Raw genomic sequence first — 26,001 nt, forward strand, 5'->3', positions numbered from 1 at the left:
GTTTTATTGTAGAGAGAGATTTATAAAATGAATGAATCATTATTATTTTGTGAGGTTGATGAATATGGCTTCCTGCACTGGAATGGCTTTGATGCATTCCGTGGGTATGCATTGCCCAAGAATTAGAGATTTATGACGGGGAATGCGTATTTATGCTTTATAAAATTTCATGGTTAATCTACCACCGAAACATGATGAAGCAATATGTTAAACAAGCTGAGATCTCAGCTTGTTAATTAGCGGGTGTTGCTGTATCAGAAGTCGGTGGAATGCCCGAAAGGTTCAAAGGATTAGGTGTTGTGCAAGCCAGGCAAGTAGTAATAGGAGAACCCAAAGAAATGAAAGTGAGAGTAAATACTCAATTCATGATCCAATAGGTTTTCCAACCCGTGTATATAGTGAATACGGACGGCGTATTCTTCAAAAAGAAGCCATAATGCGGATAGTAGAGGGTAGATGAATGAATTATAAAATTTATGCCCTAGGGATAATTTGGTTCTTTGTTGCGTTATTTTGGATTGTTGTATTTTCTTCTCAGGATAAAGAGTGGATGATAGGTTCTGGAGAAATTAAAAACATCTGCGATCTGATTTATTTGATTGAAAAAGACGATGTTCGCGATGTCGGTATCATCGTAACGCTTCCCCTTTTCTTTCCTGCAATTTATGTTCTTATTATCAAAAAAAAGCATCATTGGTTTATCTGGTTAATCACCTTATGTCTTACAGGATATTGGCTATGGCAATTTTTTATCCGCTATCAACTTTGCCTCTGCTAAAAAAGCCGGTCACCCGAAGTAACCGGCTCCCTGATTACACACTTCCCGCCGGGCGCGAGTTCTTTCCAGCCGACGTTAACGTCCGCGCAGTACGCTTGCCGTCCAGGCTTTCCAGACGCATCTGGAACGGCGGGAACGGCAGGTCAATACCGTGTTCGCGGAAGCCGTGCAGGATCAACTGGTGGATCTCATGGCGCAGCGGCATCCGGTGCCCCATCTCAGCGGCGTAAATACGCAGCTCAAACAGTTGCAGACCCTGCTGTAAATCCACCAGGAACACTTCCGGCGCCGGGTTATCAATGACCAGCGAACAGCGTTTCGCGGCGGTATACAAAATTTGCGTTACCTCTTCGCTATCGGCATCGCCCGGCGCAGGCACGGTCAGCACCACGCGGGTGACCGAGTCGGACAGCGACCAGTTGATAAACTGCTCGGTGATAAATGCCTTGTTCGGCACGATGATCTCTTTGCGGTCCCAGTCGCTGATAGTGGTGGCGCGGGTATTAATGCGCGTCACGCTGCCAGTCAAATCGCGGATGGTCACGGTATCGCCGATGCGGATCGGTTTCTCAAACAGGATAATCAGGCCGGAAATAAAGTTGGCGAAAATTTCCTGTAAACCAAAACCCAGCCCCACACCGAGCGCGGCCACCAGCCATTGCAGTTTCGACCACTCAATCCCGATCATTGAGAACCCGGTCAGGCCGCCAATCAGCATCAGCAGGTATTTGGTGATGGTGGTGATGGCGTAACCGGTGCCAGGCGTTAAATCCAGATGCTGCAACAGCGCCAGTTCCAGCAGGGCCGGTAGGTTTCGTACCAGCTGGGTAGTGATAATAAACACCAGAATGGCGATCAGCACCGCCCCGAGGGTGATTGGCTCAATGCTTTCCACGCCCTGCACCGTCGAGGTGACATCCCACAGAGAAATATTCTCCAGGAAGCCGAAGGCCGAATGGATTTCCGACCACAGCACAATCACCGACAGCAGAGCGATCAGCATCAGTATCGACCGCACCAGCCGGAGCGACTGGGCGCTGATGGTATCGAGATCCACTTCCGGCTCTTCAATAATCTCATTGCTGCCTTCGGTGCTGTGGTTGTGGGCTGGCTCCTCTTCGCCGCGTGCGCGCTGGGCGAGGATTTCCGCACGGCGGTGTTTGGCGCGGTCAAACGCCAGACGGCGGCGCTGAATAAACATCCAGCGGCGGATCACATGATAAACCACCAGCAGCAGGAACCAGATGGCGACCGAGGTTTCAAGGCGCGCCAGCAGTGCCTGCGCAGTGGCCAGATACCCCACGGCGGATGCCAGAATCGCCAGCAACGGCGCGCTGAGCATCAGGTTCCACAGCATCTTGTTCACCATGTTGTCGCCGCTGCCTTCTTTATCCAGCCACAGCGGTATCCCGGCGCGTTTCAGGCTTAACGTCACAATAGCCAGCGCGCCGCAAATCAGGATAAAGCACAGGCGGCCCAGCGAGCCGGAGAATTCCCGATCGTTAAGGTTATCGAACATGATCAGCGCCATGATCAGCGGCACCACAAACCCGATGGTCATCAGGTAGTAGCGCATTGCGCGGGCGACCTGGCGGCGCGGCCAGCCGAAGTGGGCGATAAACAGCCCGTTCGGGCGGGCGAAGGTGGCACAAATCATCACGACCCACAGCAGCGGCACGGTGGCCGTCACGCCATCGCCAATCGCCACGGCAATAGGGTAGGGCCAGGCCTCGCGCAGCCCGTAACCGAGCGTCGCCCAGAGCACCGGCAGCGGCGAGGCCACCAGAATCGACCAGAACAATGTGCGCAGCGTCAGCCTGAAGTGATCCTGGGTGACTTTGCCGATGCGGGCGCTGGAGCGCTCCAGAAACGCCGTGAAATGGCGCCGCGAACTGAGGCTGAAGCCCACCAGGATCAGCGCGCCAAACAACGGCAGCAGCGTCTCTTTACTGGTGAGCATCATCAGCGTGGCGTTGCCCATCTGGCTGGCGGTGTCGAGCGATACCAGGCGGCGTAAATCCTGCACGATTTCAAGCGGCCAGGCGATGGTCATCGGGCTGACGTCCGCCGTCCAGAACAGATAGCGGTGGGTCGCCTCGTTAACCTCTTTTAATGCGTCCTCCAGCTGGCTGTTGGCGACTTTCAGCTTGGTTAACTCCAGGATCAGCGTATCGCCGCCCTGCAACAGCGAATTGAGCAGCTCGCGCTGGGTGCGCAATTGCGCCTCCAGAATGCGGTTTTGCTCCGCCGTGAGCGGCGCGCCGTCGGCCTGGCGAACCTGACGCAATTGCGGCTGCTTGTTCAGCAAATCCTCATAGCGCATACGGTGAACGCGCAGCTGCGCCATTTCCGTATCCAGCTGCTGCGGCTTGGGCATTTCCGGCAGACGGGCTACCTGCGCACGCAACGCTTCGCCGAGCATGTTCGACACGCCCAGCCACTGTGACTGCTCGCGCAGGGTATTCAGCGCCTGACGCACTTGCAGCGTCTGGCCAGATGCCTGGCGCTGCTGCGAAGCCACCAGGTCCATACGCTGCGCCTGCTGATTGAGCGCCTGTGACAGCTCGCGGTTGATTTTGAACTGCTCTTCGATAGACGGCGGCAGGCCCGCGCTGTTTTCAGCCAACAGTTCGGTGCTTTCCAGGGCGCGCTCAGCCTCTTTCTGCCGCTGGCTATTGAGTTGATTGCGCAGGGCTTGCAGATAAGCATCCAGTTGCTGGCTTTGCTTTTGCGCCAGCTCGCTGCGCATCCGGGACAGCTCCTGGCGGTTGCTGGCGGAAAGCTGCGCCAGTTCGAGCTCATCGACCAACGCTTTAAGGCGTGCGGATTCCGCCTGAGCGTTAAGCTGCTGGGCCTGAGTTAAGGCGTTGCTTGCCCCGGTCTGCGCGCCCGCCCGCCGTTCCACTTCATTCAACTGACGGCGCGCATCGGTTTGCTGTTGCGGAAGCTGGCTGAGCGAGTCGGCGATTTCCCGGGTACGCTCCTGCTCCTGCTGGGCCAGACGGCTTTTTTCCAGCAGTTGGCTGCTGACTTGCAGGATTTCCTGACTCAGGGCGTCGGAGGTGAGGCCTTCCGGGACTTTTTGCGGCTCGTCGCGCAGGTTGTTCAACTGCTGGCGCAGGGTCTCAGAAAGCTTGGGGTAGTTATCAATAACTTGCTGGTATTGCGTTGCGCGCTCCAGCGAGGCTTTGCGCTCTTCAAGCGCGTTCAACGCGGCCTGGAGGGCCTCCACGGTTTCCGCCTGGTTGGGCAGGTTTTTTGCCGCTTTGGCTTGCTCCAGTTCCTGGGAGATTTGTTTTGCGTCGGGGGACGTCGCAGCGTACGCCCCCATACTGAGGCACCAGGCCATCAGGATTGTGATAATCAGGCGCACGTCAGTCTACCTTTACGTAAAAAATTAACCCTGATCTTTCGGGGAGCCGTCAACCAGCGGGCTGGCCGCCAGTTCAGCATTGATTTCCTCATCCGACAGCGGCGCAGGCGTGGTGTCCGGCGTCTCGAATGTTTCGGTGGAAACCGCCAGCGCTTCGCCAAGGCGAGTTACCGACAGGCTTTGCAGCCCCTCGACCAGATTCACTTTGCCCGGCGCGAACAGGTTAATCACTGTGGAGCCGAGCTTGAAGCGGCCCATTTCCTGGCCTTTAAGCAGCGCGACGGCGTTTTCGCTCTCGCCTGCGGGCCACGTCCAGCGCTTGATCACGCCTTCACGCGGCGGCGTAACCGTACCGGACCACGCCGTTTCGATGCTGCCGACAATGGTCGCGCCCACCAGAATCTGCGCCATCGGGCCAAATTCAGTATCGAACAGGCAAATCACGCGCTCGTTACGGGCGAACAGGTTCGGCACGTTCCGGGCGGTTAAATGGTTAACCGAGAACAGATCCCCCGGTACGTAGATCATCTCACGCAGGATCCCGTTGCACGGCATATGTACGCGGTGATAGTCACGCGGCGACAGATAGGTCGTGGCGAAGGTCCCGTTGCGGAATTTGTCCGCCATCAGGTAGTTACCGGCCAGCAGCGCTTCCAGGCTGTAGTTATGGCCTTTGGCTTGCAGGATTTTGTCTTCTTCAATGCGGCCCAACTGACTAATAACGCCATCGGCGGGCATCACCAGCACATTGGGGTCGGTATTGACCGGGCGCACGTCATCGCGCAGCGGGCGAACAAAGAAATCGTTAAAGGTGCGGTAGCTGGCGGTATCCGGCTTCTGCGCTTCGTTCATGTTGACCTTGTAGGCTTTGACGAACAGGTCGATCACCAGTTTGGTCAGCCAGCCAGCACGTTTACTTGCGCCCCAGCCCGCCAGGCGAGTGAGCCACAGTTTCGGGAGAATGTATTGAAGCGAAAGTTTAAAGTTGTTTAACAAGATAGCCTCCAGGCTAATGTTATTTTGCTGTTCCTGGCCCGGTCACTCTGGACCAGGCGACACCCAAAGGGGGGCGATTCTAGCGATGCCAGGATTAAATGTCAGTCATCAGATTCAGAAAAGCTTTTACGCGTTTTTACCTGACTCATGCTTTCCAGGATGCGGTGGTAATTATCGAAACGGCTTTCCGCAATTTTTCCCTGTTCGACCGCTTCACGAATGGCGCAGCCAGGGTCGGCATCATGCTTGCAGTCGCGGTATTTGCAGTGGCCCAGATAGTCGTGGAATTCGACAAAGCCCTGGGTGATTTGTTCCGGTTCGAGATGCCACAGACCAAATTCACGTACGCCGGGGGAATCAATCACATCGCCGCCGTGCGGGAAGTGATACAGCCGTGCAGCGGTAGTGGTGTGTTGTCCCAGCCCTGATACGTCAGAAACGTCGTTGGTGAGAATACTGTCGTCGGTCAGTCCCAGCAGAGCATTGAGCAGACTCGATTTCCCAACGCCTGATTGCCCGGCGAAGATACTGATCCGGTCGGTGAGGGCGTTTTGCAGTTCCTGCAAGCCGTTTTGCTGATGGCTGGAAACCATCAGGACGCGATAGCCGATCCCGCGATAGATATCCATCTGCTCATTAACAAAAGCCATTCCTTCAGCATCCAGCAGGTCGATCTTGTTTAATACGATCAGCGGCTCGACGTTCAGGGTTTCGCAGGCCACCAGATAGCGATCGATAATATTGAGCGACAGCTCAGGGAGGATCGCAGAAACGATCACGATCTGGTCGATATTGGCGGCGATAGGTTTTACCCCATCATAAAAATCAGGGCGAGTCAGCACCGAGGTGCGCTCATGCACGGCTTCGACGATGCCTTTCACCGCCATCCCTTCCGCCGCGGTTTTACCCGGACGCCAGACAACGCGGTCGCCGGTCACCAGCGAACGAATGGTACGGCGAATGTTACAACGGTGTACTGAACCCTCTGGCGCCTCGACATCGGCATGCATACCAAAACGGCTGATCACCACGCCTTCGCCCGGCTCGCCAAACAGGTTGTCGTCGTAATCCACCTTCTCCGGCGCCTTTAACCGACGCTGGTGGTTCGCTTTCACACGGCGCTGTTGCCCTTTGGAGAGTTTATTTTTGCTCAATCGTGCTGGCTCCTGGTCGCCCGGAATGGGCAAAACCTCTATGATACACACTAATTTTACATGAATTAACCGATCGTCACCGTGGGTGACGCCAGAAGGGTGGAAAATAGCATGAGTGGAAATGAAAATAATCTGATTTGGATCGATCTGGAGATGACGGGCCTTGATCCAGAGCGCGACCGCATTATCGAAATCGCCACTCTGGTTACCGATGCAAATCTGAATATCCTGGCGGAAGGCCCGGTGATCGCGGTGCATCAGTCGGACGAACAGCTGGCGCTGATGGATGACTGGAACGTGCGCACCCATACCGGCAGCGGCCTGGTGGATCGCGTGAAGGCCAGTACGCTGGACGACCGCGCGGCAGAACAGGCGACCCTCGAATTCCTGAAGCAGTGGGTGCCTGCCAATACTTCGCCGATCTGCGGCAACAGCATCGGCCAGGATCGCCGTTTCCTGTTTAAGTACATGCCGGAACTGGAAGCCTATTTCCACTATCGCTATCTGGACGTCAGCACGCTGAAAGAACTGGCGCGCCGCTGGAAGCCGGAAATTCTGGTCGGCCTGAAGAAAGAGGGTTCACATCAGGCGCTGGATGATATCCGTGAGTCGGTGGCAGAGCTGGCGTATTACCGCGAGCACTTTATTAAGCTCTGATACCATCAAATTCAGGCCGCTTTCGCGGCCTGAATTGTTTTTACTTAAGCGCCAGCGTGCCGAATGCGTTTTGCCAGTCCTGCTCAAATTTAGCTACCGCCGCCGTGACCGCTGGCGCATTGATAAACTGTTCCGCCACGTCCAGCGGCAGGGTGATGGCTTTACAGCCCGCCAGCAGGCAATCCAGCGCCTGACGCGGCGTTTTAAAGCTTGCTGCCAGTACGTTCGAACCCGGCGCATGCAGCGTCAGCAACTGCTGGAGCTCGGTAACGGTTTTGATCCCGTCACCGCCCTGAGCATCAACGCGGTTCACATACGGCGCGACGTATTCCGCGCCCGCCAGCGCGCTTAACAAGCCCTGAGCAGCACCGTAAACCGCCGTACCCAGCGTGGGGACGCCTTTGGTTTTCAGGATCTTGATTGCCGCCAGGCCTTCCGGCGTCACCGGCACTTTGACCACCAGATCGGCAATGATTTCCCGCAGCGCCAGCGCTTCGTCCACCATCTTTTCTGCCTGTGTCGCCATCACCTGCGCGAATAAACGCCCCTTACCGCCCAGCGCCTCCTGCAATTCCGGCAATACCACGCTCACGGGTTTTTTCCCGCTGGCGACAATGCTGGGGTTGGTGGTCACGCCGGCTAAAGGGAAGATCCGCGCCAGGCGGGCCACCGCCGCGACGTCGGCAGTATCCAGGTAAAGTTCCATTGTGTCGTCCTCAAAATGTGAAATGCAGCAACTTAGCGCAGTATATCTTCGCCCTTCGCAGGCTGGTTGATCGAAATCAATGTTACTTTCTTTCGAAAGTCATTTAATTTTCATACGTAACAAAACCGGTGAATTTTATGATTTTCAATATCCAGCGCTACTCGACCCACGACGGCCCCGGCATTCGTACCGTGGTATTCCTGAAAGGGTGCTCTCTGGGGTGCCGCTGGTGCCAGAATCCGGAAAGCCGTTCACGCGAGCGCGACGTGTTATTCGATCCCCGCTTGTGCCTTGAAGGCTGCGATCTTTGCCAACAGGCGCTGCCGGACATCATCCAACGTAGCCTGACCGGGCTGATTATTCATCGTGAAAAGCTGGAAACTGCGCATCTCGACCGTTTACAGGACTGCTGCCCTACACAGGCACTGACGGTGTGCGGCGAAGAGAAAAGCGTTGATCGGATTATGGCGACGGTGCTGCGCGATAAGCCGTTTTATGACCGCAGCGGCGGCGGGCTGACCCTGTCGGGCGGCGAACCCTTCATGAACCCCGAGATGGCGCTGGCGCTGTTGAAAGCCAGCCATGAGCAGGGCATTCATACCGCAGTAGAAACCTGCCTGCACGTGCCCTGGCATTATGTGGAGCCTTCGCTTCCGTATACCGATTTGTTTCTTGCCGATCTTAAGCACGTGGATGACGCGGCGTTTAAACAGTGGACCGACGGTTCAGCCCGGCGCGTGATGAAGAATCTGGAAAACGTGGCGGCAGCCGGGAAACAGATGATTATCCGCGTCCCGTTGATCCCCGGTTTTAACGCCGACGAAGCGTCAATCCAGGCGATTACTGACTTCGCCGCAGAAAAACTCAACGCCAAAGAGATTCATTTTTTGCCCTATCACACCCTGGGCATCAACAAATATCACCTTTTAAACCAACCCTACCTGGCGCCGGACAAACCGCTCGATGCGCCGGAATTGCTTGATTTTGCCCAGTCCTGCGCCCGTGAGAAGGGCCTGACGGCTACCCTGAGAGGATAATGTCATGACTACCCTGAAACTGGATGTGCTGAGCGACCGTATTAAGGCGCACAAAAACGCCCTGGTGCATATTGTTAAACCGCCGGTCTGTACCGAGCGCGCCCGGCACTACACCATGGTTTATCAACAGAATATGGATAAGCCGATTCCGGTACGCCGCGCGCTGGCGCTGGCCCATCATCTGGCGGAACGCACCATCTGGATCAAACATGACGAGCTGATTGTCGGCAACCAGGCGAGTGAAGTGCGCGCCGCGCCGATTTTCCCGGAATACACCGTGTCGTGGATCGAAAAAGAGATCGACGATCTGGCCGATCGTCCCGGCGCCGGGTTTGCGGTAAGCGAGGAGAACAAGCGGGTGCTGCATGAGATTTGCCCGTGGTGGCGCGGGCAAACGGTGCAGGATCGCTGCTACGGCATGTTTACCAGCGAGCAAAAGGCGCTGCTGGATACCGGCATCATCAAAGCCGAAGGCAATATGACCTCTGGCGACGCCCATCTGGCGGTGAATTTCCCGCTGTTGCTGGCGCTGGGGATGGACGGGATGCGCGCCAAAGTGGCCGAGCGCCGCTCGCGCATCAATCTGACCGTGCTGGAAGATTTGCACGGCGAGCAGTTCCTGAAGGCCATTGATATTACGCTTGAAGCCGTCAGCCATCATATTCTGCGGTTTGCCGCGCTGGCGCAGCAGATGGCGCAACAGGAAACCCGCGAGGCGCGTAAAACCGAGCTGCGCGCTATTGCTGAAAACTGTGAAGTCATCGCCCACGAGCCGCCGAAAACCTTCTGGCAGGCGCTGCAGCTGTGCTATTTCATCCAGCTGATTTTGCAGATCGAGTCTAACGGACACTCGGTGTCGTTTGGCCGCATGGACCAGTATCTCTACCCATGGTATCGCCGCGACGTGGAGCTGGAACAGTCGCTGACCCGCGAACAGGCCATCGAAATGCTGCACAGCTGTTGGCTGAAGCTGCTGGAAGTGAACAAAATCCGCTCCGGCTCGCATTCAAAAGCCTCGGCGGGCAGCCCGCTGTACCAGAACGTGACCATCGGCGGCCAGAATCTGGTGAACGGCGTGGCGACGGATGCGGTTAACCCGCTGTCTTACGCCATTCTGGAATCCTGCGGACGCCTGCGCTCTACCCAACCGAACCTCAGCGTGCGCTATCACGCCGGTATCAGCGACGACTTCCTGGACGCCTGCGTACAGGTGATTCGCTGCGGTTTTGGTATGCCGGCGTTCAACAACGATGAAATCGTGATCCCGGAATTCATCAAGCTTGGCGTGGAGCCTGAAGACGCTTATCAATATGCCGCCATTGGCTGCATCGAAACCGCCGTGGGCGGCAAATGGGGCTACCGCTGCACCGGCATGAGCTTTATCAATTTTGCGCGCGTGATGCTGGCGGCGCTGGAAGGAGGCAAAGACGCCACCAGCGGTAAAGTCTTCCTGCCGCAGGAACTGGCGCTGTCGAAGGGCAATTTCAGCCAGTTTGACGAAGTGATGGCGGCCTGGGATAACCAAATCCGCTACTACACCCGTAAATCTATCGAAATCGAGTACGTGGTAGATACCATGCTGGAAGAGAACGTTCACGATATTCTCTGTTCGGCGCTGGTGGATGACTGTATCGAGCGCGCGAAAAGCATCAAGCAGGGCGGCGCGAAATATGACTGGGTATCCGGTTTGCAGGTGGGGATCGCGAATCTGGGCAACAGCCTGGCGGCGGTGAAAAAACTGGTCTTCGAGCAGGGCGCGATGGGTCAGCAGCAGCTGGCGCAGGCACTGGCGGAGGATTTCGACGGCCTGACCCATGAGCAACTGCGTCAGCGCCTGATCAACAGCGCGCCGAAATACGGCAACGATGACGACAGCGTGGACGAGCTGCTGGCGCGGGCTTATCAGACCTACATTGACGAGATTAAGCAGTATCACAACCCGCGCTACGGCAGGGGGCCGATTGGCGGTAATTATTACGCGGGCACGTCGTCTATTTCCGCTAACGTGCCTTTTGGCGCGGCAACCATGGCGACGCCGGACGGCCGTAAAGCCAAAACGCCGCTGGCGGAAGGGGCCAGCCCGGCTTCCGGGACCGATCACCTCGGGCCAACGGCGGTGATCAGTTCGGTAGGCAAACTGCCGACCGGATCGATTCTTGGTGGGGTGTTGCTGAACCAGAAACTGAACCCGGCCACGCTGGAAAACAACAGCGACCGTATCAAACTGATGATGATGCTGAGAACCTTTTTCGAAGTGCATAAGGGCTGGCATATTCAGTACAACATCGTGTCGCGGGAAACGCTGCTGGAGGCGAAGAAACATCCTGACCAGTACCGCGACCTTGTGGTGCGCGTCGCGGGCTATTCCGCGTTCTTTACTACGCTGTCTCCGGATGCCCAGGACGATATCATCGCCCGTACCGAACACACCCTGTAACCCACCCCGCGCAGCGGCGTTGCCGCTGCGCTTCCTGACGTTATGAGCCTATGAACGATCGACAACAGCGTATCCTGCAATATGTCACCGATAATAAACGCGTACCGGTCGTCGAACTGGCGGATGTGACAGGCGTGTCGGTAGTGACCGTACGCCACGATCTTAATTATCTGGAACAGGGCGCGTATTTAAAACGCGAGCACGGTTTCGCGGTGGCAACGGATATCGACAGCGTGGATTCACGGATGCTGTGTAATTTCCCGGTCAAAAAAGCGCTGGCGGAGTATGCCGCCTCGCTGATTGACGATGGCGAAACGGTATTTATTGAGAACGGCAGTACCAATGCCATTCTGGCGCGGGTACTGGCAAAAGAACGCCAGGTTACGGTTATCACCGCCAGCGTGCATATCGCTAATTTGCTGCGTGACAGTCGTTGCGAGGTCATTCTGCTGGGTGGCGTGCTGCAAAAGCGCAGCGAAAGCATGGTAGGGCCGCTGGCGCGACTGGCCCTGGAGCATGTCCATTTTGCGAAAGCGTTTATCGGCATTGACGGGTTTCATCCTGAAACCGGTTTTACCGGCCGCGATATGCTGCGCGCCGATATTGTTGTCACCGCGCTGCGGAAGTGCGCCAGCAACTACGTATTGACCGACAGCTCGAAGTTTGGGGAGATCCATCCCCATGCGCTGGGCCCGCTGTCGCTGATGCATGAAGTCATTACCGATAGCCATTTACCGGCTATTTATCGCCAGCAGCTTGATACTGCCGGACTACGCTGTACGCTTATCACAGCAGCGTAAATTTTTTTGATAACCGTTTTGTAACAAGACTGTTTTTAATTTCGCCAGCTTGTTGATAAAATCAGCATTCAGATAAAAATCACAAAAAAACGCTTTGAAAGTATTGCGACAGCGATGATTTCTCGTATAATGCGCCTCCCGTGACAGAGCAGAAATGCAGTGCACGTCGGGCGGGAATAGCTCAGTTGGTAGAGCACGACCTTGCCAAGGTCGGGGTCGCGAGTTCGAGTCTCGTTTCCCGCTCCAAAATTTGTTCAGCACCACCCAATCGCAGGATTTCGGGTTGCAGTTACGCAGCGCGAAAGACGAAGATTAAGCGGGAATAGCTCAGTTGGTAGAGCACGACCTTGCCAAGGTCGGGGTCGCGAGTTCGAGTCTCGTTTCCCGCTCCAAAATTTGATTCAGCACCATTCAATCGCAGGATTTCGGGTTGCACTTCAGCAGCGCGAAAGACAAAGATTAAGCGGGAATAGCTCAGTTGGTAGAGCACGACCTTGCCAAGGTCGGGGTCGCGAGTTCGAGTCTCGTTTCCCGCTCCAAATTTCTCACCGATTAAAAATTATCCACAGCAAGTCAACTTGTCTGTAAGCCTTTTTCGCGAGTTTGAAACAGGTCTTTCAACAGAGTTATCCACAGGTTATTTCTTGCCGCTCCGCCGTAGACTACAAGTCACATTTTGACATCTTTTCGCCAGCATGTTGTTTCTTAATGAAATTTTTAAACGCTTAAAATTGTTAATTCGATCACTGACGTATTTTTTACGATTGAATGGCAAGGCCTTTTAAATTTTATTCACAGCAGAGTTTTCTTAAGCATCACGCGTTAAACCTTTCTCTATCACCCGCACCAGACGCTGTTTTTGCGGCAGTTGCACTTCGATTGCATCGGCGTTTCGCTTGGTCAATTGTTGCGCAATCGCCCAGTCTATGTGCTCATCAAGAAGTGGGTGCTCACCTTTTCTTTTTGTTAGCGCGGCGATATTGGCTTCATCCCAGGCCGCGTTACCTAACGCGACGGCGATGTTACGCAGAAAACGTATGTGACCAATGCGGCGGATCGCGGAACCTTCGGTCATTTTCAGGAAATGCGCTTCGCTCCAGCCAAACAGCTCAATCAGCTTAGGGCTATGTAACGCCTGGCGCGGCGAAAAGTCGGCCTCAACGGTTAGCTGAGAAAAACGGTTCCACGGGCAAATCAGCTGGCAATCATCGCAGCCGTAGATGCGGTTACCGATGAGCGGGCGGAATTCTTCCGGGATAGCGCCTTCCAGTTCAATGGTCAGATAAGAAATACAGCGACGCGCGTCAACGGTGTAAGGCTCGACAATCGCGCCGGTAGGGCAGATGGTCATACACGCCACGCAGCGGCCACAGCCTTCTTCCACTGGCTGATCCACCGGCAGCGGAATATCCACCAGCAATTCACCAAGAAAAAAGAACGAACCGGCGTTGCGATCGAGGATAAGTGAGTGCTTACCTGTCCAGCCCAGGCCCGCCTTTGCGGCCAACGGGCGTTCAAGCACGGGCGCAGAATCGACAAAGGGTCTAAAATTCAGCGACGCGTACTGCTCCTGAATCATTTCCCCCAGTTTTTTTAGCCGGTTTCGCATCAGCTTGTGATAATCGCGCCCCAGCGCATAGCGGCTGATATAACCCAGCGAGGGATCTTTTAAAGTGCGCGCAAACGCGGCGTTGGTGGGCAGATAGTTCATCCTGACGCTGATCACGCGCAGAGTGCCGGGCAACAGTTCGTGCGGGCGGGCGCGCATCATACCGTGACGCGCCATCCACTCCATCTCGCCGTGATATTGTTTGTCCAGCCACGCCTGGAGCGCGGGTTCATGGGGGCTTAAATCAGTGTCGGCAATACCGACATGCTGAAAGCCGAGCCCGGCGCCCCATTGTTTTATATTTTGCGCGAGAAGAGAGAGATCAAGGGGTTCAGACATGACGGACCATCGGCTTACCAATAACCGTAGCAGTATACCACACTCGGTATGGCCGGCTGAGTGGGTAAGAAAGGCGGAGAAAGAGGCGGCGGATAGCCTCGGCATCACCCTGTATGAACTGATGCTACGCGCCGGGGACGCCGCGTTTCGGCTGGCGCGCGCGACGTGGCCCGAGGCACAGCACTGGCTGGTGCTATGCGGCCACGGCAATAACGGCGGCGACGGCTACGTGGTGGCGCGGCTGGCGAAAGCCGAAGGCATCGACGTTACGCTGCTGGCGCTGGAGAGCGACAAACCGCTTCCTGAAGAGGCTGCCTGCGCCCGCGAGGCCTGGCTGAACGCGGGCGGGGAAATCCACGCATCGACGACGCCCTGGCCGCAGGGCGTGTCGCTGATTATTGATGGCCTGCTGGGAACCGGTCTTGCCAGCGCGCCGCGTCCTGCGGTCAGCGCGCTGATTGATCAAGCCAATGCCGATCCCGCGCCGATTCTGGCGTTAGATATCCCCTCCGGATTATTGGCCGAAACCGGCGCCACCCCCGGCAGCGTGATTTTTGCCCAGCAAACGTTGACGTTTATCGCCCTGAAGCCCGGCCTGTTGACCGGGAAAGCCCGCGATGTGGTGGGCACGCTTCAGATTAATGCGCTCGGGCTGGAAAGCTGGCTGGCGGATAAGCCTGCGGCAATCCAGCGTTACGATGCCGCAACGCTGGCACGCTGGCTCACACCGCGCCGCGCTACGTCGCATAAAGGCGATAACGGACGCTTGCTGGTGATTGGCGGCGACCACGGCACCGCCGGGGCAATACGCCTGGCGGGCGAAGCGGCGCTGCGTTCCGGTGCCGGGCTGGTCCGCGTATTGACGCGCCAGGAGAATATCGCCGCGCTGCTCACCGCCCGGCCTGAACTGATGGTGCAGGAATTAACCGATGAATCGCTCGCCAAAGGCCTCGAATGGGCGGACGTGGTGATTATCGGCCCTGGCCTGGGCCAAGAAAAATGGGGCAAAAGGGCGCTGCAAAAAGTCGAGAATTCGCAAAAACCGATGCTGTGGGATGCGGATGCGCTCAACCTTCTGGCATTCAATCCCGATAAACGTCAGAATCGGGTTATTACGCCGCACCCCGGCGAAGCGGCGCGTCTGCTCAACTGTGACGTCGCGCAAATTGAAAGCGATCGCTTACTCGCAGCCCACCGCCTGGCGAAACGTTATGGCGGCGTTGTGGTCTTAAAGGGGGCGGGTACGCTGGTCGCCAGCGAAAACGGTGAACTCGCGATTGTCGATGCCGGAAACCCCGGTATGGCGACAGGCGGAATGGGCGATGTGTTGTCCGGTATCATCGGCGCGTTATTGGGCCAAAAACTCAATCTTTATGATGCCGCCTGCGCGGGTTGCGTGGCGCATGCCGCCGCCGCTGATGCCGTCGCCCGCCGTTCTGGTACGCGTGGAATGCTCGCAAGCGATCTGTTTACGACGCTGCACCTGGTTGTTAACCCTGAACTGAATGATGTAAACCATGATTGAACGTGTTATCCCTCTCGCCGATGAACAGGCAACGTTAGATTTCGGCAAGGCCGTGGCGCAGGCCTGTAATGGCGCAACGGTGATCTGGCTGGTGGGTGATTTAGGGGCGGGTAAAACCACTTTTAGTCGTGGTTTTTTGCAGGCGCTGGGCCATAAGGGCAATGTAAAAAGCCCCACCTATACCCTGGTCGAACCTTACGAGCTTGAAGCGTTGACCGTGTACCACTTCGATTTATATCGACTGGCGGACCCTGAGGAACTGGAGTTTATGGGGATCCGCGATTATTTCGCCGACAACGCCATTTGCCTGGTGGAGTGGCCGCAACAAGGTGCGGGTGTGCTGCCTGACCCGGATGTCGAAATTCATCTTACTTATCACGATCGCGGGCGTTCGGCACAGATAAAAGCCGTATCTGCAGCGGGTAATACGTTATTGGCACGTTTGGATCCCAACACCGATCGGGTTGTGGTGTGACACGTCCAGCCATTTAACAAGGATGACGGGATGATACCTTTCATGAAAAAGTGGTTGATTATCGCTTTGCTGGCGCTGTGTGCGCCTGCATGGGCGGCAAGCTTATCCGATATCCAGGTCTCCAATGGCGATGACCAGGCGCGAATTACGTTCAGCTTTTTTGGCGAGCCTGATTACGCGTTTTCCCACAACGGCCAGCGCAGCGTCGCGCTGGATATTAAACAGACCGGCGTGATTCAGGGGCTGCCGTTGATTTTCAGCGGCAATAACCTGGTGAAAAGCATCCGCTCAGGGACACCGAAAGACACGGGCTCGCTACGCCTGGTGGTGGACCTGACTAAAAACGGCAAAACCCGCGCGGTGAAGCAGCAAAACGGCGCCAACTACACCGTGGTGTTCACCATTGACGCCGATGCGCCGCCTCCACCTCCACCGCCGCCCGTGGTAGCAAAACGGGAAATCACGCCGCCGCCGCGCGCCGTAGAGCCTGCGCGTAATCCGTTTAAAGCGGAATCCGATCGCGTGACATCGGTGGTGAGCAGCAACACCGTGACGCGGCCTGCCAACACGCGCAACGTCTCAGCCAGCGGCGACCGTATTGTGGTCGCGATTGACGCCGGACACGGCGGCCAGGATCCGGGCGCAATCGGCCCTGGCGGCGTGAAAGAGAAAAACGTCACTATCGCCATTGCCCGCAAGCTGCGCACTCTGTTAAACGACGATCCGCTGTTTAAAGGCGTGCTGACCCGCGACGGCGATTACTTTATTTCGGTGATGGGCCGTTCCGATGTGGCGCGTAAACAGAACGCCAACGTGCTGGTGTCGATTCATGCCGACGCCGCGCCGAACCGCGACGCCACGGGCGCGTCGGTTTGGGTCCTGTCGAATCGCCGCGCCAACAGCGAAATGGCGGGCTGGCTTGAACAACACGAGAAGCAATCCGAACTGCTGGGCGGAGCGGGCGACGTGCTGGCGAACAGCCAGGCGGACCCGTATTTGAGCCAGGCGGTACTGGATTTGCAGTTTGGTCACTCCCAGCGTGTAGGCTATGACGTGGCGACTAACGTGCTGTCGCAGCTGGCGCGGGTCGGTGATTTACACAAGCGCCGTCCGGAACACGCCAGCCTGGGCGTACTGCGCTCGCCGGATATCCCCTCCCTGCTGGTGGAGACCGGGTTTATCAGCAACAGCGGCGAAGAGCGCCTGTTAGCGAGCGACGATTACCAACAGCAGATCGCCGATGCGCTTTATAAGGGCTTGCGTAACTATTTCCTGTCGCATCCGTTACAATCGGCGCCCGGTGAGGGCGGCACCGGCAAAACGGTTAACGCCGGTTCAACGACCACGGGTCAGTTCGCCGTGACGCAATAAGGAGCATTCATGCCGATTCAGGTTCTGCCGCCACAGCTTGCGAATCAGATCGCCGCAGGCGAAGTGGTGGAGCGCCCCGCATCCGTCGTCAAAGAGCTGGTGGAAAACAGTCTTGACGCCGGGGCGACGCGGATTGATATCGATATTGAGCGCGGCGGCGCGAAACTGATCCGCATCCGCGATAACGGCTGCGGCATCAACAAAGATGAACTGGCGCTGGCGCTGGCACGCCATGCCACCAGTAAAATTGCCTCGCTCGACGATCTGGAAGCCATCATCAGCCTCGGGTTTCGCGGCGAAGCGCTGGCCAGTATCAGTTCGGTGTCACGCCTTACCCTGACCTCGCGCACCGCAGCACAGAGTGAGGCCTGGCAAGCCTATGCCGAAGGGCGCGATATGGATGTGACGGTGAAACCCGCCGCGCATCCTGTCGGCACTACCCTGGAAGTGCTGGATCTGTTTTACAACACCCCGGCGCGGCGCAAATTTATGCGCACCGAGAAAACCGAATTTAACCATATCGACGAAATCATTCGCCGCATTGCGCTGGCGCGCTTCGATGTGACCATCAATCTGAGCCATAACGGCAAGTTAATCCGCCAGTATCGCGGCGTGCAGCCTAACGCGCCGAAAGAGCGCCGCCTTGGCGCGATTTGCGGCACCGCGTTTCTTGAACAGGCGCTGACGATAGAATGGCAGCATGGCGATTTAGCGCTGCGCGGCTGGGTAGCGGAACCGAAAGCCAGCGCCGCATTGAGCGAAATCCAGTATTGCTACGTCAATGGCCGCATGATGCGCGATCGGCTGATTAATCACGCTATCCGCCAGGCTTGCGAAGATAAGCTCGGCGTCGATCAGCAGCCTGCCTACGTGCTTTACCTGGAGATCGATCCCCATCAGGTGGATGTGAATGTGCATCCGGCTAAGCATGAAGTGCGGTTCCATCAGTCGCGGCTGGTGCATGATTTTATCTATCAGGGCGTGCTGAGCGTGCTGCAACAGCAGCAGGCGGAGCCGACGCTGCCACTGGGGCAGGCCGACAACGAGCCGCCGCGCTGGCAGCCGGAAAATCGCGTGGCGGCGGGCAAGAATCATTTCTCCCAGCCAGCGGTGGAAAGCCCAGCGCCCGCGCCGCGTCAGGCCAGCGCTTCGTCCGGCGGCAGTCGCGCTGCAGCAGGCGGCGCATGGCCTCATGCCCAGGCGGATTACAGTAAGCAGCAGGGCGCGCTTTACCGTAAATTGCTGGAGACGCCGGAAACGCCGCGGGAGCGCAAGCCCGCGCCGCCGGCGCTGGAAGGGCACAGCCATAGCTTTGGCCGCGTTCTTACGGTGATCAGCAATGCTTATGCGTTGCTGGAGCGCGACGAGCGCGTACTGTTGTTGGACTTAACCGTCGCGGAACGCTGGCTACGCCAGGGGCAATTGACGCCCGGTGCGGAAACCCTGTGCGCCCAGCCATTGCTGATCCCGGTGCGCATTAAAGTGGATGCGCAAGAACAGACGGTGGTGCGCAACGCGGCGGCGATATTAGAGGGCATGGGCATCCAAACCGTACTGGATCATCAACATGTTACGATCCGCACCGTGCCTTTACCCTTACGCCAACAAAATTTACAAATCTTGATTCCTGAACTGATAGGCTACCTGGCGGCAAACGAGAAAGCCGATTCCGTACAACTTGCCAGCTGGCTTGCCCGCCAACTGGCGACTGAGCACGAACAGTGGAGCGTGGCGCAGGCCATCACGCTGTTAACGGATGTGGAACGGCTTTGTCCAAACCTGGTGAAGTCACCGCCTGGTGGTTTATTACAACCTGTCGATCTGCAACCGGCGATGAATGCCCTGAAACATGACTGAAGTAAGTAAGGCGAGCCTGCCTAAGGCGATTTTTTTAATGGGGCCAACGGCCTCGGGCAAAACGGCGCTGGCAATTAATCTGCGTAAAACGCTCCCGGTTGAGTTGATAAGTGTCGATTCCGCCCTCATCTATCGAGGAATGGATGTCGGAACGGCGAAACCGACCGCAGAGGAGCTGGCGCAAGCGCCGCACCGTTTGCTGGATATTCTGGACCCGGCTGAATCGTATTCCGCGGCGGATTTTCGTCGCGATGCCCTGAAGGAGATGGCGGAGATCGCTGCCAGCGGGCGTATCCCGCTGTTAGTGGGCGGAACCATGCTTTACTTCAAGGCGTTACTGGAGGGGTTATCTCCGCTACCGTCGGCCAATCCGGAAATCAGGGCGCGTATTGAACAACAGGCGGCAGAGCAGGGGTGGAATGCCTTGCATCGCGAACTCCAGGAAATTGACCCTGTCGCGGCAAGACGGATTCATCCAAATGATCCGCAAAGACTTTCCCGGGCACTGGAAGTTTTTTTCATTTCGGGTAAAACTTTAACGGAACTGACGCAAACGTCAGGAGACGCTCTGCCGTACCAGGTGCACCAGTTCGCCATCGCCCCGGCGAGCCGTGAACTGCTCCATCAGCGAATTGAGCAGCGTTTTCATCAGATGTTGGCTTCAGGTTTTGAAGCAGAAGTGCGGGCACTTTTCGCCCGTGGAGATTTGCATACGGATATGCCTTCCATTCGTTGTGTCGGTTACCGTCAGATGTGGTCTTATCTGGCAGGTGAAGTCCCGTATGACGACATGGTTTATCGCGGTATTTGCGCTACGAGGCAGTTGGCGAAACGCCAGATGACCTGGCTGCGGGGTTGGGAAGGCGTTCACTGGTTAGACAGTGAAAAGCCCGAGCAGGCCTTACAGGAAGTGTTACAGGTTGTTGGTGCTAACCGTCAATGAATGTGTACAATTGAACCGTATCGTGCGCGAATTTTTTTAGGTAGTTTTTCAGAGCCCAAGGGTTCTTAAGTACAAAACAAGCATATAAGGAAAAGATAGAATGGCTAAGGGGCAATCTTTACAAGATCCGTTCTTGAACGCACTGCGTCGCGAACGTGTTCCAGTTTCTATTTATTTGGTGAATGGTATTAAGCTGCAAGGGCAGATTGAGTCTTTCGATCAGTTCGTTATTTTGTTGAAAAACACGGTTAGCCAGATGGTGTATAAGCACGCAATCTCTACGGTTGTGCCGTCTCGCCCGGTTTCTCATCACAGCAACAACGCGGGTGGCAGCACGGGCAGTAACTACCACCACAGTAATGCGCAGGGTGCATCTGCACCACAGCAAGACAGCGACGACGCCGAATAAGGTTGGTGGCTGTTTCCATGACGGGGAACCAGTCTGGCTGTGTTCCCCGCTGGTCTTTTTGAGAGGTTATACGCTTGTTTGACCGTTATGACGCCGGTGAGCAGGCGGTGCTGGTACACATCTATTTTTCGCAAGACAAAGATATGGAAGATCTCCAGGAGTTTGATTCTCTGGTCTCTTCCGCCGGTGTCGAAGCATTACAGGTGATTACCGGTAGCCGTAAAGCCCCGCACCCAAAGTATTTTGTTGGTGAAGGTAAGGCCGTCGAAATAGCTGATGCCGTTAAAGCCACGGGCGCATCAGTTGTTTTATTTGATCATGCATTATCGCCCGCCCAGGAACGTAACCTGGAGCGCCTGTGTGAATGTCGTGTTATCGACCGCACCGGCTTGATTTTAGACATTTTTGCCCAGCGTGCACGCACCCATGAAGGGAAGCTGCAGGTTGAGCTCGCCCAGTTGCGGCACCTGGCGACGCGCCTGGTGCGCGGATGGACCCACCTTGAGCGCCAGAAAGGCGGGATAGGCTTACGTGGGCCGGGTGAAACTCAGCTCGAAACAGACCGTCGTTTGCTGCGTAACCGGATTATGCAAATTCTCTCGCGCCTTGAGAAAGTAGAAAAACAACGTGAACAAGGGCGTCGGTCGAGAAGCAAAGCGGATGTACCAACCGTTTCACTGGTGGGCTACACCAACGCCGGTAAATCCACCTTGTTTAATCAGATTACCGAGGCGCAGGTTTATGCGGCGGATCAGTTATTCGCCACGCTGGACCCTACGCTTCGCCGGATTGATGTGGCCGATGTCGGCGAAACCGTTCTGGCGGATACCGTCGGATTCATTCGCCATCTGCCGCACGATTTGGTCGCCGCGTTTAAAGCCACGTTGCAGGAAACGCGCCAGGCCACTCTGCTGCTTCATGTGATTGACGCAGCGGATGTACGCATGCAGGACAACATCGAGGCCGTCAATACGGTGCTCGAAGAGATCGAGGCCGACGAGATCCCCACCCTGCTGGTGATGAACAAAATCGATGCGCTGGATGATTTCCAACCGCGTATCGATCGTGATGATGAAAACAGGCCGATACGGGTTTGGCTTTCTGCCCAGACCGGTGACGGCGTACCACTGCTTTTCCAGGCTCTGACGGAGCGTTTGTCGGGAGAGATAGCGCAGCACACGTTGCGTTTGCCTCCAGAGGCAGGGCGACTGCGGAGCCGGTTTTACCAGCTTCAGGCGATAGAAAAAGAGTGGATGGAGGAGGACGGCAGCGTGGGATTGGAAGTACGAATGCCCATCGTTGACTGGCGCCGCCTCTGTAAACAAGAACCGACTCTGGTTGACTATGTTGTTTAACCGGTCTGAGGTTGCCTGAAGAACTTTCCCCTTTGGGGGGTACCTGAAATAGTCTGGGTTGTCTCGTAGCGCGAACGGAGCAACTTCCCGGCGGCATTAATCGCGATGCGGTGGGAAACGTGAAGACAGCAATAAAGAGACAGTGCGGAGCAGGACAGGTATATCACCGCATAACAAATATGGAGCACAAACATGGCGTGGAATCAGCCCGGTAATAACGGACAGGACCGCGACCCGTGGGGAAGCAGCAAGCCTGGCGGCGACTCTGGGGGAAATGGAAATAAAGGCGGTCGCGATCAGGGGCCGCCCGATCTGGATGATATCTTCCGTAAACTGAGCAAAAAGCTTGGTGGATTCGGTGGTCGAAGCGGTGGAAGTTCAACCCAGGGACCCCGTAACCCCATCGGTGGTCGTGTGGTGGTGATTGTTGCCGCAGCGGCGGTGATCATTTGGGCTGCCAGCGGATTCTATACCATCAAAGAAGCGGAGCGCGGCGTCGTGACGCGTTTTGGCAAATTCAGTCACCTGGTTGAACCGGGCCTGAACTGGAAGCCGACGTTTATCGATAGCGTCCAGCCTGTCAACGTTGAATCGGTGCGTGAACTCGCGGCGTCCGGCGTGATGCTGACCTCGGATGAAAACGTGGTGCGCGTTGAGATGAACGTGCAGTACCGTGTCACCGATCCTGAGCGTTACCTGTTTAGCGTGACCAGCGCCGACGACAGTCTGCGTCAGGCCACCGACAGCGCCCTGCGCGGCGTAATCGGCAAGTACACCATGGACCGCATTCTGACCGAAGGCCGTACGGTGATCCGTAGCGATACCCAGCGCGAACTGGAAGAGACGATTCGTCCTTACAACATGGGTATCACGCTGCTGGACGTTAACTTCCAGGCCGCTCGTCCGCCGGAAGAAGTTAAAGCCGCGTTTGACGATGCGATTGCCGCACGTGAAAACGAGCAGCAATACATCCGTGAGGCGGAAGCCTACACCAACGAAGTGCAGCCGCGCGCTAACGGTTCTGCGCAGCGTATCCTCGAAGAGGCACGCGCGTATAAGACGCAGACTATCCTGGAAGCCCAGGGTGAAGTGGCTCGCTTTGCGAAAATTCTCCCGGAATATAAAGCCGCGCCGGAAATTACCCGCGAGCGTCTGTATATCGAGACCATGGAAAAAGTCCTTAGCCACACCCGTAAAGTGCTGGTCAATGACAAGGGCGGAAACCTGATGGTGCTGCCGCTGGATCAGATGCTGAAAGGCAATAATGCCCCGGCATCAAAGAGCGATAGCAGTGGCGCGGATTCCTTATTGCGCCTGCCGCCTGCGTCCTCATCCAGCAATAGCGGCGCTAACCGGCCTGCCTCATCCAGCGCTGGCGACATCATGGATCAGCGCCGTGCGAATGCGCAGCGTAACGATTACCAGCGCGAAGGGAGTGAATAACAATGCGTAAGTCAGTGATTGCAGTCATCATCATCGTGCTGGTGGTGCTCTACACCTCGGTATTCGTGGTGAAAGAAGGTGAGCGTGGAATTACGCTGCGTTTCGGTAAAGTATTGCGTGATGATGAAAATAAGCCGGTGGTCTTTGAGCCAGGCCTGCATTTCAAAATCCCGTTTATCGAATCGGTGAAAACCCTCGATGCGCGTATCCAGACCATGGATAACCAGGCGGATCGCTTCGTCACCAAAGAGAAGAAAGACCTGATCGTCGACTCCTATATCAAATGGCGTATCAGCGACTTTAGCCGTTACTACCTGGCAACTGGCGGCGGTGATGTTTCTCAGGCGGAAGTGCTGTTGAAACGTAAGTTCTCGGACCGTCTGCGTTCGGAAATTGGCCGTCTGGATGTGAAAGACATCGTGACCGACTCCCGTGGTCGTCTGACCCTGGAAGTGCGCGATGCGCTGAACTCCGGCTCTGCGGGCACCGAAGATGAAGTGACCACCCCGGCAGCGGATGATGCGATTGCCAAAGCGGCAGAGCGTGTAGCGGCGGAAACCAACGGTAAAGTGCCGGTGGTCAACCCGAACAGTATGGCCGCGCTGGGTATCGAAGTGGTGGATGTGCGCATCAAGCAAATCAACCTGCCGACCGAAGTGTCTGAAGCGATCTTCAACCGTATGCGTGCGGAACGTGAAGCGGTAGCGCGTCGCCACCGTTCGCAAGGCCAGGAAGAAGCGGAAAAACTGCGCGCAGCAGCGGATTACGAAGTGACCCGTACTCTGGCGGAATCTGAGCGTCAGGCGCGTATCCTGCGCGGTGAAGGTGATGCGGAAGCGGCGAAACTGTTTGCCGACGCGTTCAGTCAGGATCCGGATTTCTATGCCTTTATCCGTAGCCTGCGCGCTTACGAAAGCAGCTTCAACTCCAATCAGGACGTGATGGTGCTGAGCCCGGACAGCGATTTCTTCCGTTATATGAAGACACCTGCTAACAGCACACGATAAACTGATTTCCCCCTGATGAAGAGCCGGTTGATACCGGCTCTTTTTTATTGGACAGAGAAAAATGAATTCAACAATTTGGTTAGCGCTGGCGTTAGTTTTAGTGCTTGAAGGCCTCGGGCCGATGTTATTTCCACGTCTGTGGCGGCGAATGGTGTTAAGTATGACACAACTGCCTGAACCGATTTTACGCCGCTTTGGCGGTGGTCTAGTGGTTGCCGGTTGTGTTATCTACTACATGTTGAGGAAAACGATTGGCTGACTGTTATTTGGTCAAATTCGTTGAAGTTTGAATACAAAAAGGGCTGATCATCCACAAAACCGATGGTAGAATCCATTTTTAAGCAAACGGTGATTTTGAAAAATGGGTAACAACGTCGTCGTACTGGGCACCCAATGGGGTGACGAAGGCAAAGGGAAGATTGTCGATCTTCTTACTGAACGGGCTAAATATGTTGTGCGCTACCAGGGTGGTCACAACGCTGGCCATACTCTCGTAATCAACGGTGAAAAAACCGTCCTCCATCTTATTCCCTCAGGTATTCTTCGTGAGAATGTCACCAGCATCATCGGTAACGGTGTGGTGCTCTCTCCGGCTGCGCTGATGAAAGAGATGAAAGAGCTGGAAGACCGCGGTATTCCGGTTCGCGAGCGTCTGCTGCTCTCCGAGGCTTGCCCGCTGATTCTGGACTATCACGTCGCACTGGACGTGGCGCGCGAAAAAGCGCGTGGCGCAAAAGCGATCGGCACCACCGGTCGTGGTATCGGCCCGGCTTATGAAGATAAAGTGGCGCGTCGCGGCCTGCGCGTTGGCGACCTGTTCGACAAAGCCACCTTTGCTGAGAAACTGAAAGAAGTGCTGGAATACCATAACTTCCAGTTGGTTAACTTCTACAAAGTGGAAGCGGTCGACTATCAGAAAGTGCTGGACGATGTGATGGCGATTGCCGACATCCTGACCAGCATGGTGGTTGACGTTTCCGATCTGCTGGATCAGGCGCGTAAACGCGGCGATTTCATCATGTTCGAAGGCGCACAGGGTACGCTGCTGGATATCGATCATGGCACCTATCCGTACGTGACCTCTTCCAACACCACCGCTGGCGGCGTGGCAACGGGTTCCGGTATCGGTCCGCGTTATGTTGACTACGTGCTGGGCATCATCAAAGCCTACTCTACTCGCGTAGGTGCGGGTCCGTTCCCGACAGAGCTGTTTGATGACATCGGCGAGTTCCTGTGCAAGCAGGGTAACGAATACGGCGCAACCACTGGCCGCCGCCGCCGTACTGGCTGGCTGGACTCCGTAGCGGTACGCCGCGCGGTGCAGATCAACTCCCTGTCTGGCTTCTGCCTGACCAAGCTGGACGTGCTTGACGGCCTGAAAGAAGTGAAAATCTGCGTTGCCTATCGTCTGCCGGACGGTCGTGAAGTGACCACCACCCCGATGGCCGCGGATGACTGGGAAGGTATCGAGCCGATTTACGAAACCATGCCGGGCTGGTCTGAGTCGACCTTCGGCGTGAAAGCGCGCAGCGGTCTGCCGCAGGCGGCGCTGAACTACATTCAGCGTATTGAAGAGCTGACCGGCGTGCCGATTGATATTATTTCTACCGGCCCTGACCGTACTGAAACCATGATTCTGCGCGACCCGTTCGACGCATAATGATGAAAAGGGGCGTTTAGACGCCCCTTTCTTGTTTTTTCCGCTTTTTCCCCAACCTTATTTAAATAAA

The 26,001-nt window shown here is 56.1% G+C and carries 21 protein-coding genes and 3 tRNA genes; 19 read left to right on the top strand and 5 right to left on the bottom strand.

Features of this window, described 5'->3' with window-relative positions; translation table 11 throughout:
• Positions 1-460: 460 nt before the first annotated feature.
• Positions 461-778, top strand: coding sequence for a YjeO family protein (locus GV764_RS13565; protein ID WP_161660622.1), 318 nt, complete (start codon positions 461-463; stop codon positions 776-778).
• 34 nt (positions 779-812) lie between these two features.
• Here the strand turns inward: GV764_RS13565 and mscM are convergent, their stop codons facing one another.
• The 3 genes from mscM to rsgA all read right to left on the bottom strand — a co-directional run bounded on the left by mscM (position 813) and on the right by rsgA (position 6,301).
• Positions 813-4,151 carry a miniconductance mechanosensitive channel MscM gene (gene mscM / locus GV764_RS13570; RefSeq protein WP_161660623.1) on the bottom strand — a complete coding sequence of 1,113 codons (3,339 nt, stop codon included), beginning with the start codon at positions 4,149-4,151 and terminating at the stop codon, positions 813-815.
• A gap of 24 nt (positions 4,152-4,175) precedes the next feature.
• Complete coding sequence (gene asd, locus GV764_RS13575; protein WP_161660624.1) at positions 4,176-5,147, bottom strand: archaetidylserine decarboxylase; 972 nt, start codon at positions 5,145-5,147, stop codon at positions 4,176-4,178.
• Positions 5,148-5,248: 101 nt separating this feature from the next.
• Positions 5,249-6,301, bottom strand: coding sequence for a small ribosomal subunit biogenesis GTPase RsgA (rsgA, locus tag GV764_RS13580; protein WP_201743193.1), 1,053 nt, complete (start codon positions 6,299-6,301; stop codon positions 5,249-5,251).
• 111 nt (positions 6,302-6,412) lie between these two features.
• Here rsgA and orn point away from each other — a divergent pair, with 111 nt between their 5' ends.
• On the top strand, positions 6,413-6,958 hold the full coding sequence (gene orn, locus GV764_RS13585; protein ID WP_161660625.1) for an oligoribonuclease: 546 nt from the start codon (positions 6,413-6,415) through the stop codon (positions 6,956-6,958).
• Positions 6,959-6,998: 40 nt separating this feature from the next.
• Here orn and fsa read toward each other — a convergent pair whose 3' ends face one another.
• Entirely contained in the window at positions 6,999-7,664 is a 666-nt protein-coding gene (gene fsa, locus GV764_RS13590) for a fructose-6-phosphate aldolase (RefSeq protein ID WP_161660626.1), read from the bottom strand.
• Positions 7,665-7,801: 137 nt separating this feature from the next.
• On the opposite strand from fsa, the gene GV764_RS13595 reads away from it, so the two are divergent.
• From GV764_RS13595 to GV764_RS13620, 6 genes are all read left to right on the top strand, one after another.
• Positions 7,802-8,701 carry a glycyl-radical enzyme activating protein gene (locus tag GV764_RS13595; RefSeq protein ID WP_161660627.1) on the top strand — a complete coding sequence of 300 codons (900 nt, stop codon included), beginning with the start codon at positions 7,802-7,804 and terminating at the stop codon, positions 8,699-8,701.
• 4 nt (positions 8,702-8,705) lie between these two features.
• A complete protein-coding gene (locus GV764_RS13600) occupies positions 8,706-11,138 on the top strand; it encodes a formate C-acetyltransferase/glycerol dehydratase family glycyl radical enzyme (protein ID WP_161660628.1) in 2,433 nt (810 codons plus the stop codon).
• A gap of 50 nt (positions 11,139-11,188) precedes the next feature.
• Positions 11,189-11,938 carry a DeoR family transcriptional regulator gene (locus GV764_RS13605; protein WP_161660629.1) on the top strand — a complete coding sequence of 250 codons (750 nt, stop codon included), beginning with the start codon at positions 11,189-11,191 and terminating at the stop codon, positions 11,936-11,938.
• A 170-nt stretch (positions 11,939-12,108) separates the two neighbouring features.
• A tRNA-Gly gene (locus tag GV764_RS13610) sits at positions 12,109-12,184 on the top strand.
• A gap of 70 nt (positions 12,185-12,254) precedes the next feature.
• Positions 12,255-12,330: transfer RNA gene (locus GV764_RS13615), tRNA-Gly, on the top strand.
• Between the two features lie 71 nt (positions 12,331-12,401).
• A tRNA-Gly gene (locus GV764_RS13620) sits at positions 12,402-12,477 on the top strand.
• A 269-nt stretch (positions 12,478-12,746) separates the two neighbouring features.
• On the opposite strand, the gene queG is transcribed toward GV764_RS13620, so the two are convergent.
• Entirely contained in the window at positions 12,747-13,886 is a 1,140-nt protein-coding gene (gene queG, locus GV764_RS13625) for a tRNA epoxyqueuosine(34) reductase QueG (RefSeq protein ID WP_161660630.1), read from the bottom strand.
• Between queG and nnr the strand changes: the two genes are divergently transcribed.
• From nnr to GV764_RS13680, 11 genes are all read left to right on the top strand, one after another.
• Complete coding sequence (gene nnr, locus GV764_RS13630) at positions 13,885-15,411, top strand: bifunctional ADP-dependent NAD(P)H-hydrate dehydratase/NAD(P)H-hydrate epimerase (RefSeq protein WP_161660631.1); 1,527 nt, start codon at positions 13,885-13,887, stop codon at positions 15,409-15,411. The genes queG and nnr overlap by 2 nt on opposite strands.
• Positions 15,404-15,886, top strand: a complete 483-nt coding sequence (tsaE, locus tag GV764_RS13635; protein WP_161660632.1) for a tRNA (adenosine(37)-N6)-threonylcarbamoyltransferase complex ATPase subunit type 1 TsaE — start codon at positions 15,404-15,406, stop codon at positions 15,884-15,886. The genes nnr and tsaE overlap by 8 nt, the downstream gene beginning before the upstream one ends.
• A 30-nt stretch (positions 15,887-15,916) precedes the next feature.
• Positions 15,917-17,257, top strand: a complete 1,341-nt coding sequence (gene amiB / locus GV764_RS13640) for an N-acetylmuramoyl-L-alanine amidase AmiB (RefSeq protein WP_161660633.1) — start codon at positions 15,917-15,919, stop codon at positions 17,255-17,257.
• 9 nt (positions 17,258-17,266) lie between these two features.
• On the top strand, positions 17,267-19,114 hold the full coding sequence (mutL, locus tag GV764_RS13645; RefSeq protein WP_161660634.1) for a DNA mismatch repair endonuclease MutL: 1,848 nt from the start codon (positions 17,267-17,269) through the stop codon (positions 19,112-19,114).
• Positions 19,107-20,057, top strand: coding sequence for a tRNA (adenosine(37)-N6)-dimethylallyltransferase MiaA (miaA, locus tag GV764_RS13650; protein ID WP_161660635.1), 951 nt, complete (start codon positions 19,107-19,109; stop codon positions 20,055-20,057). Before mutL ends, miaA begins: the two co-directional genes overlap by 8 nt.
• Positions 20,058-20,157: 100 nt before the next feature.
• Positions 20,158-20,466, top strand: coding sequence for an RNA chaperone Hfq (gene hfq / locus GV764_RS13655; RefSeq protein WP_125294168.1), 309 nt, complete (start codon positions 20,158-20,160; stop codon positions 20,464-20,466).
• 74 nt (positions 20,467-20,540) lie between these two features.
• The gene (gene hflX, locus GV764_RS13660) at positions 20,541-21,821 is read left to right on the top strand and encodes a ribosome rescue GTPase HflX (RefSeq protein WP_161660636.1); all 1,281 of its coding nucleotides are present in this window, start codon (positions 20,541-20,543) and stop codon (positions 21,819-21,821) included.
• A gap of 192 nt (positions 21,822-22,013) precedes the next feature.
• On the top strand, positions 22,014-23,264 hold the full coding sequence (gene hflK, locus GV764_RS13665; protein ID WP_161660637.1) for an FtsH protease activity modulator HflK: 1,251 nt from the start codon (positions 22,014-22,016) through the stop codon (positions 23,262-23,264).
• 2 nt (positions 23,265-23,266) lie between these two features.
• A complete protein-coding gene (gene hflC, locus GV764_RS13670) occupies positions 23,267-24,271 on the top strand; it encodes a protease modulator HflC (RefSeq protein WP_161660638.1) in 1,005 nt (334 codons plus the stop codon).
• Positions 24,272-24,332: 61 nt separating this feature from the next.
• Positions 24,333-24,530: a DUF2065 domain-containing protein gene (locus tag GV764_RS13675; RefSeq protein ID WP_161660639.1), complete on the top strand. Its 198-nt coding sequence runs from the start codon at positions 24,333-24,335 to the stop codon at positions 24,528-24,530.
• 102 nt (positions 24,531-24,632) lie between these two features.
• Entirely contained in the window at positions 24,633-25,931 is a 1,299-nt protein-coding gene (locus GV764_RS13680) for an adenylosuccinate synthase (RefSeq protein ID WP_161660640.1), read from the top strand.
• Positions 25,932-26,001 lie beyond the last annotated feature (70 nt).

Source organism: Atlantibacter hermannii (assembly GCF_009907385.1).
Taxonomy (GTDB): Bacteria; Pseudomonadota; Gammaproteobacteria; order Enterobacterales; family Enterobacteriaceae; genus Atlantibacter; species Atlantibacter hermannii_A.

Excerpts from the sequence above, each read along its gene's own strand:
- hflC (WP_161660638.1), top strand. The coding sequence starts at position 23,267 with ATGCGTAAGTCAGTGATTGCAGTCATCATCATCGTGCTGGTGGTGCTC.
- mutL (WP_161660634.1), top strand. The coding sequence starts at position 17,267 with ATGCCGATTCAGGTTCTGCCGCCACAGCTTGCGAATCAGATCGCCGCA.
- amiB (WP_161660633.1), top strand. The coding sequence starts at position 15,917 with ATGATACCTTTCATGAAAAAGTGGTTGATTATCGCTTTGCTGGCGCTG.
- GV764_RS13675 (WP_161660639.1), top strand. The coding sequence starts at position 24,333 with ATGAATTCAACAATTTGGTTAGCGCTGGCGTTAGTTTTAGTGCTTGAA.
- GV764_RS13605 (WP_161660629.1), top strand. The coding sequence starts at position 11,189 with ATGAACGATCGACAACAGCGTATCCTGCAATATGTCACCGATAATAAA.
- tsaE (WP_161660632.1), top strand. The coding sequence starts at position 15,404 with ATGATTGAACGTGTTATCCCTCTCGCCGATGAACAGGCAACGTTAGAT.
- hflK (WP_161660637.1), top strand. The coding sequence starts at position 22,014 with ATGGCGTGGAATCAGCCCGGTAATAACGGACAGGACCGCGACCCGTGG.
- nnr (WP_161660631.1), top strand. The coding sequence starts at position 13,885 with ATGACGGACCATCGGCTTACCAATAACCGTAGCAGTATACCACACTCG.
- fsa (WP_161660626.1), bottom strand. The coding sequence starts at position 7,664 with ATGGAACTTTACCTGGATACTGCCGACGTCGCGGCGGTGGCCCGCCTG.
- GV764_RS13680 (WP_161660640.1), top strand. The coding sequence starts at position 24,633 with ATGGGTAACAACGTCGTCGTACTGGGCACCCAATGGGGTGACGAAGGC.
- queG (WP_161660630.1), bottom strand. The coding sequence starts at position 13,886 with ATGTCTGAACCCCTTGATCTCTCTCTTCTCGCGCAAAATATAAAACAA.
- orn (WP_161660625.1), top strand. The coding sequence starts at position 6,413 with ATGAGTGGAAATGAAAATAATCTGATTTGGATCGATCTGGAGATGACG.
- miaA (WP_161660635.1), top strand. The coding sequence starts at position 19,107 with ATGACTGAAGTAAGTAAGGCGAGCCTGCCTAAGGCGATTTTTTTAATG.
- GV764_RS13565 (WP_161660622.1), top strand. The coding sequence starts at position 461 with ATGAATTATAAAATTTATGCCCTAGGGATAATTTGGTTCTTTGTTGCG.
- GV764_RS13595 (WP_161660627.1), top strand. The coding sequence starts at position 7,802 with ATGATTTTCAATATCCAGCGCTACTCGACCCACGACGGCCCCGGCATT.
- GV764_RS13600 (WP_161660628.1), top strand. The coding sequence starts at position 8,706 with ATGACTACCCTGAAACTGGATGTGCTGAGCGACCGTATTAAGGCGCAC.
- hfq (WP_125294168.1), top strand. The coding sequence starts at position 20,158 with ATGGCTAAGGGGCAATCTTTACAAGATCCGTTCTTGAACGCACTGCGT.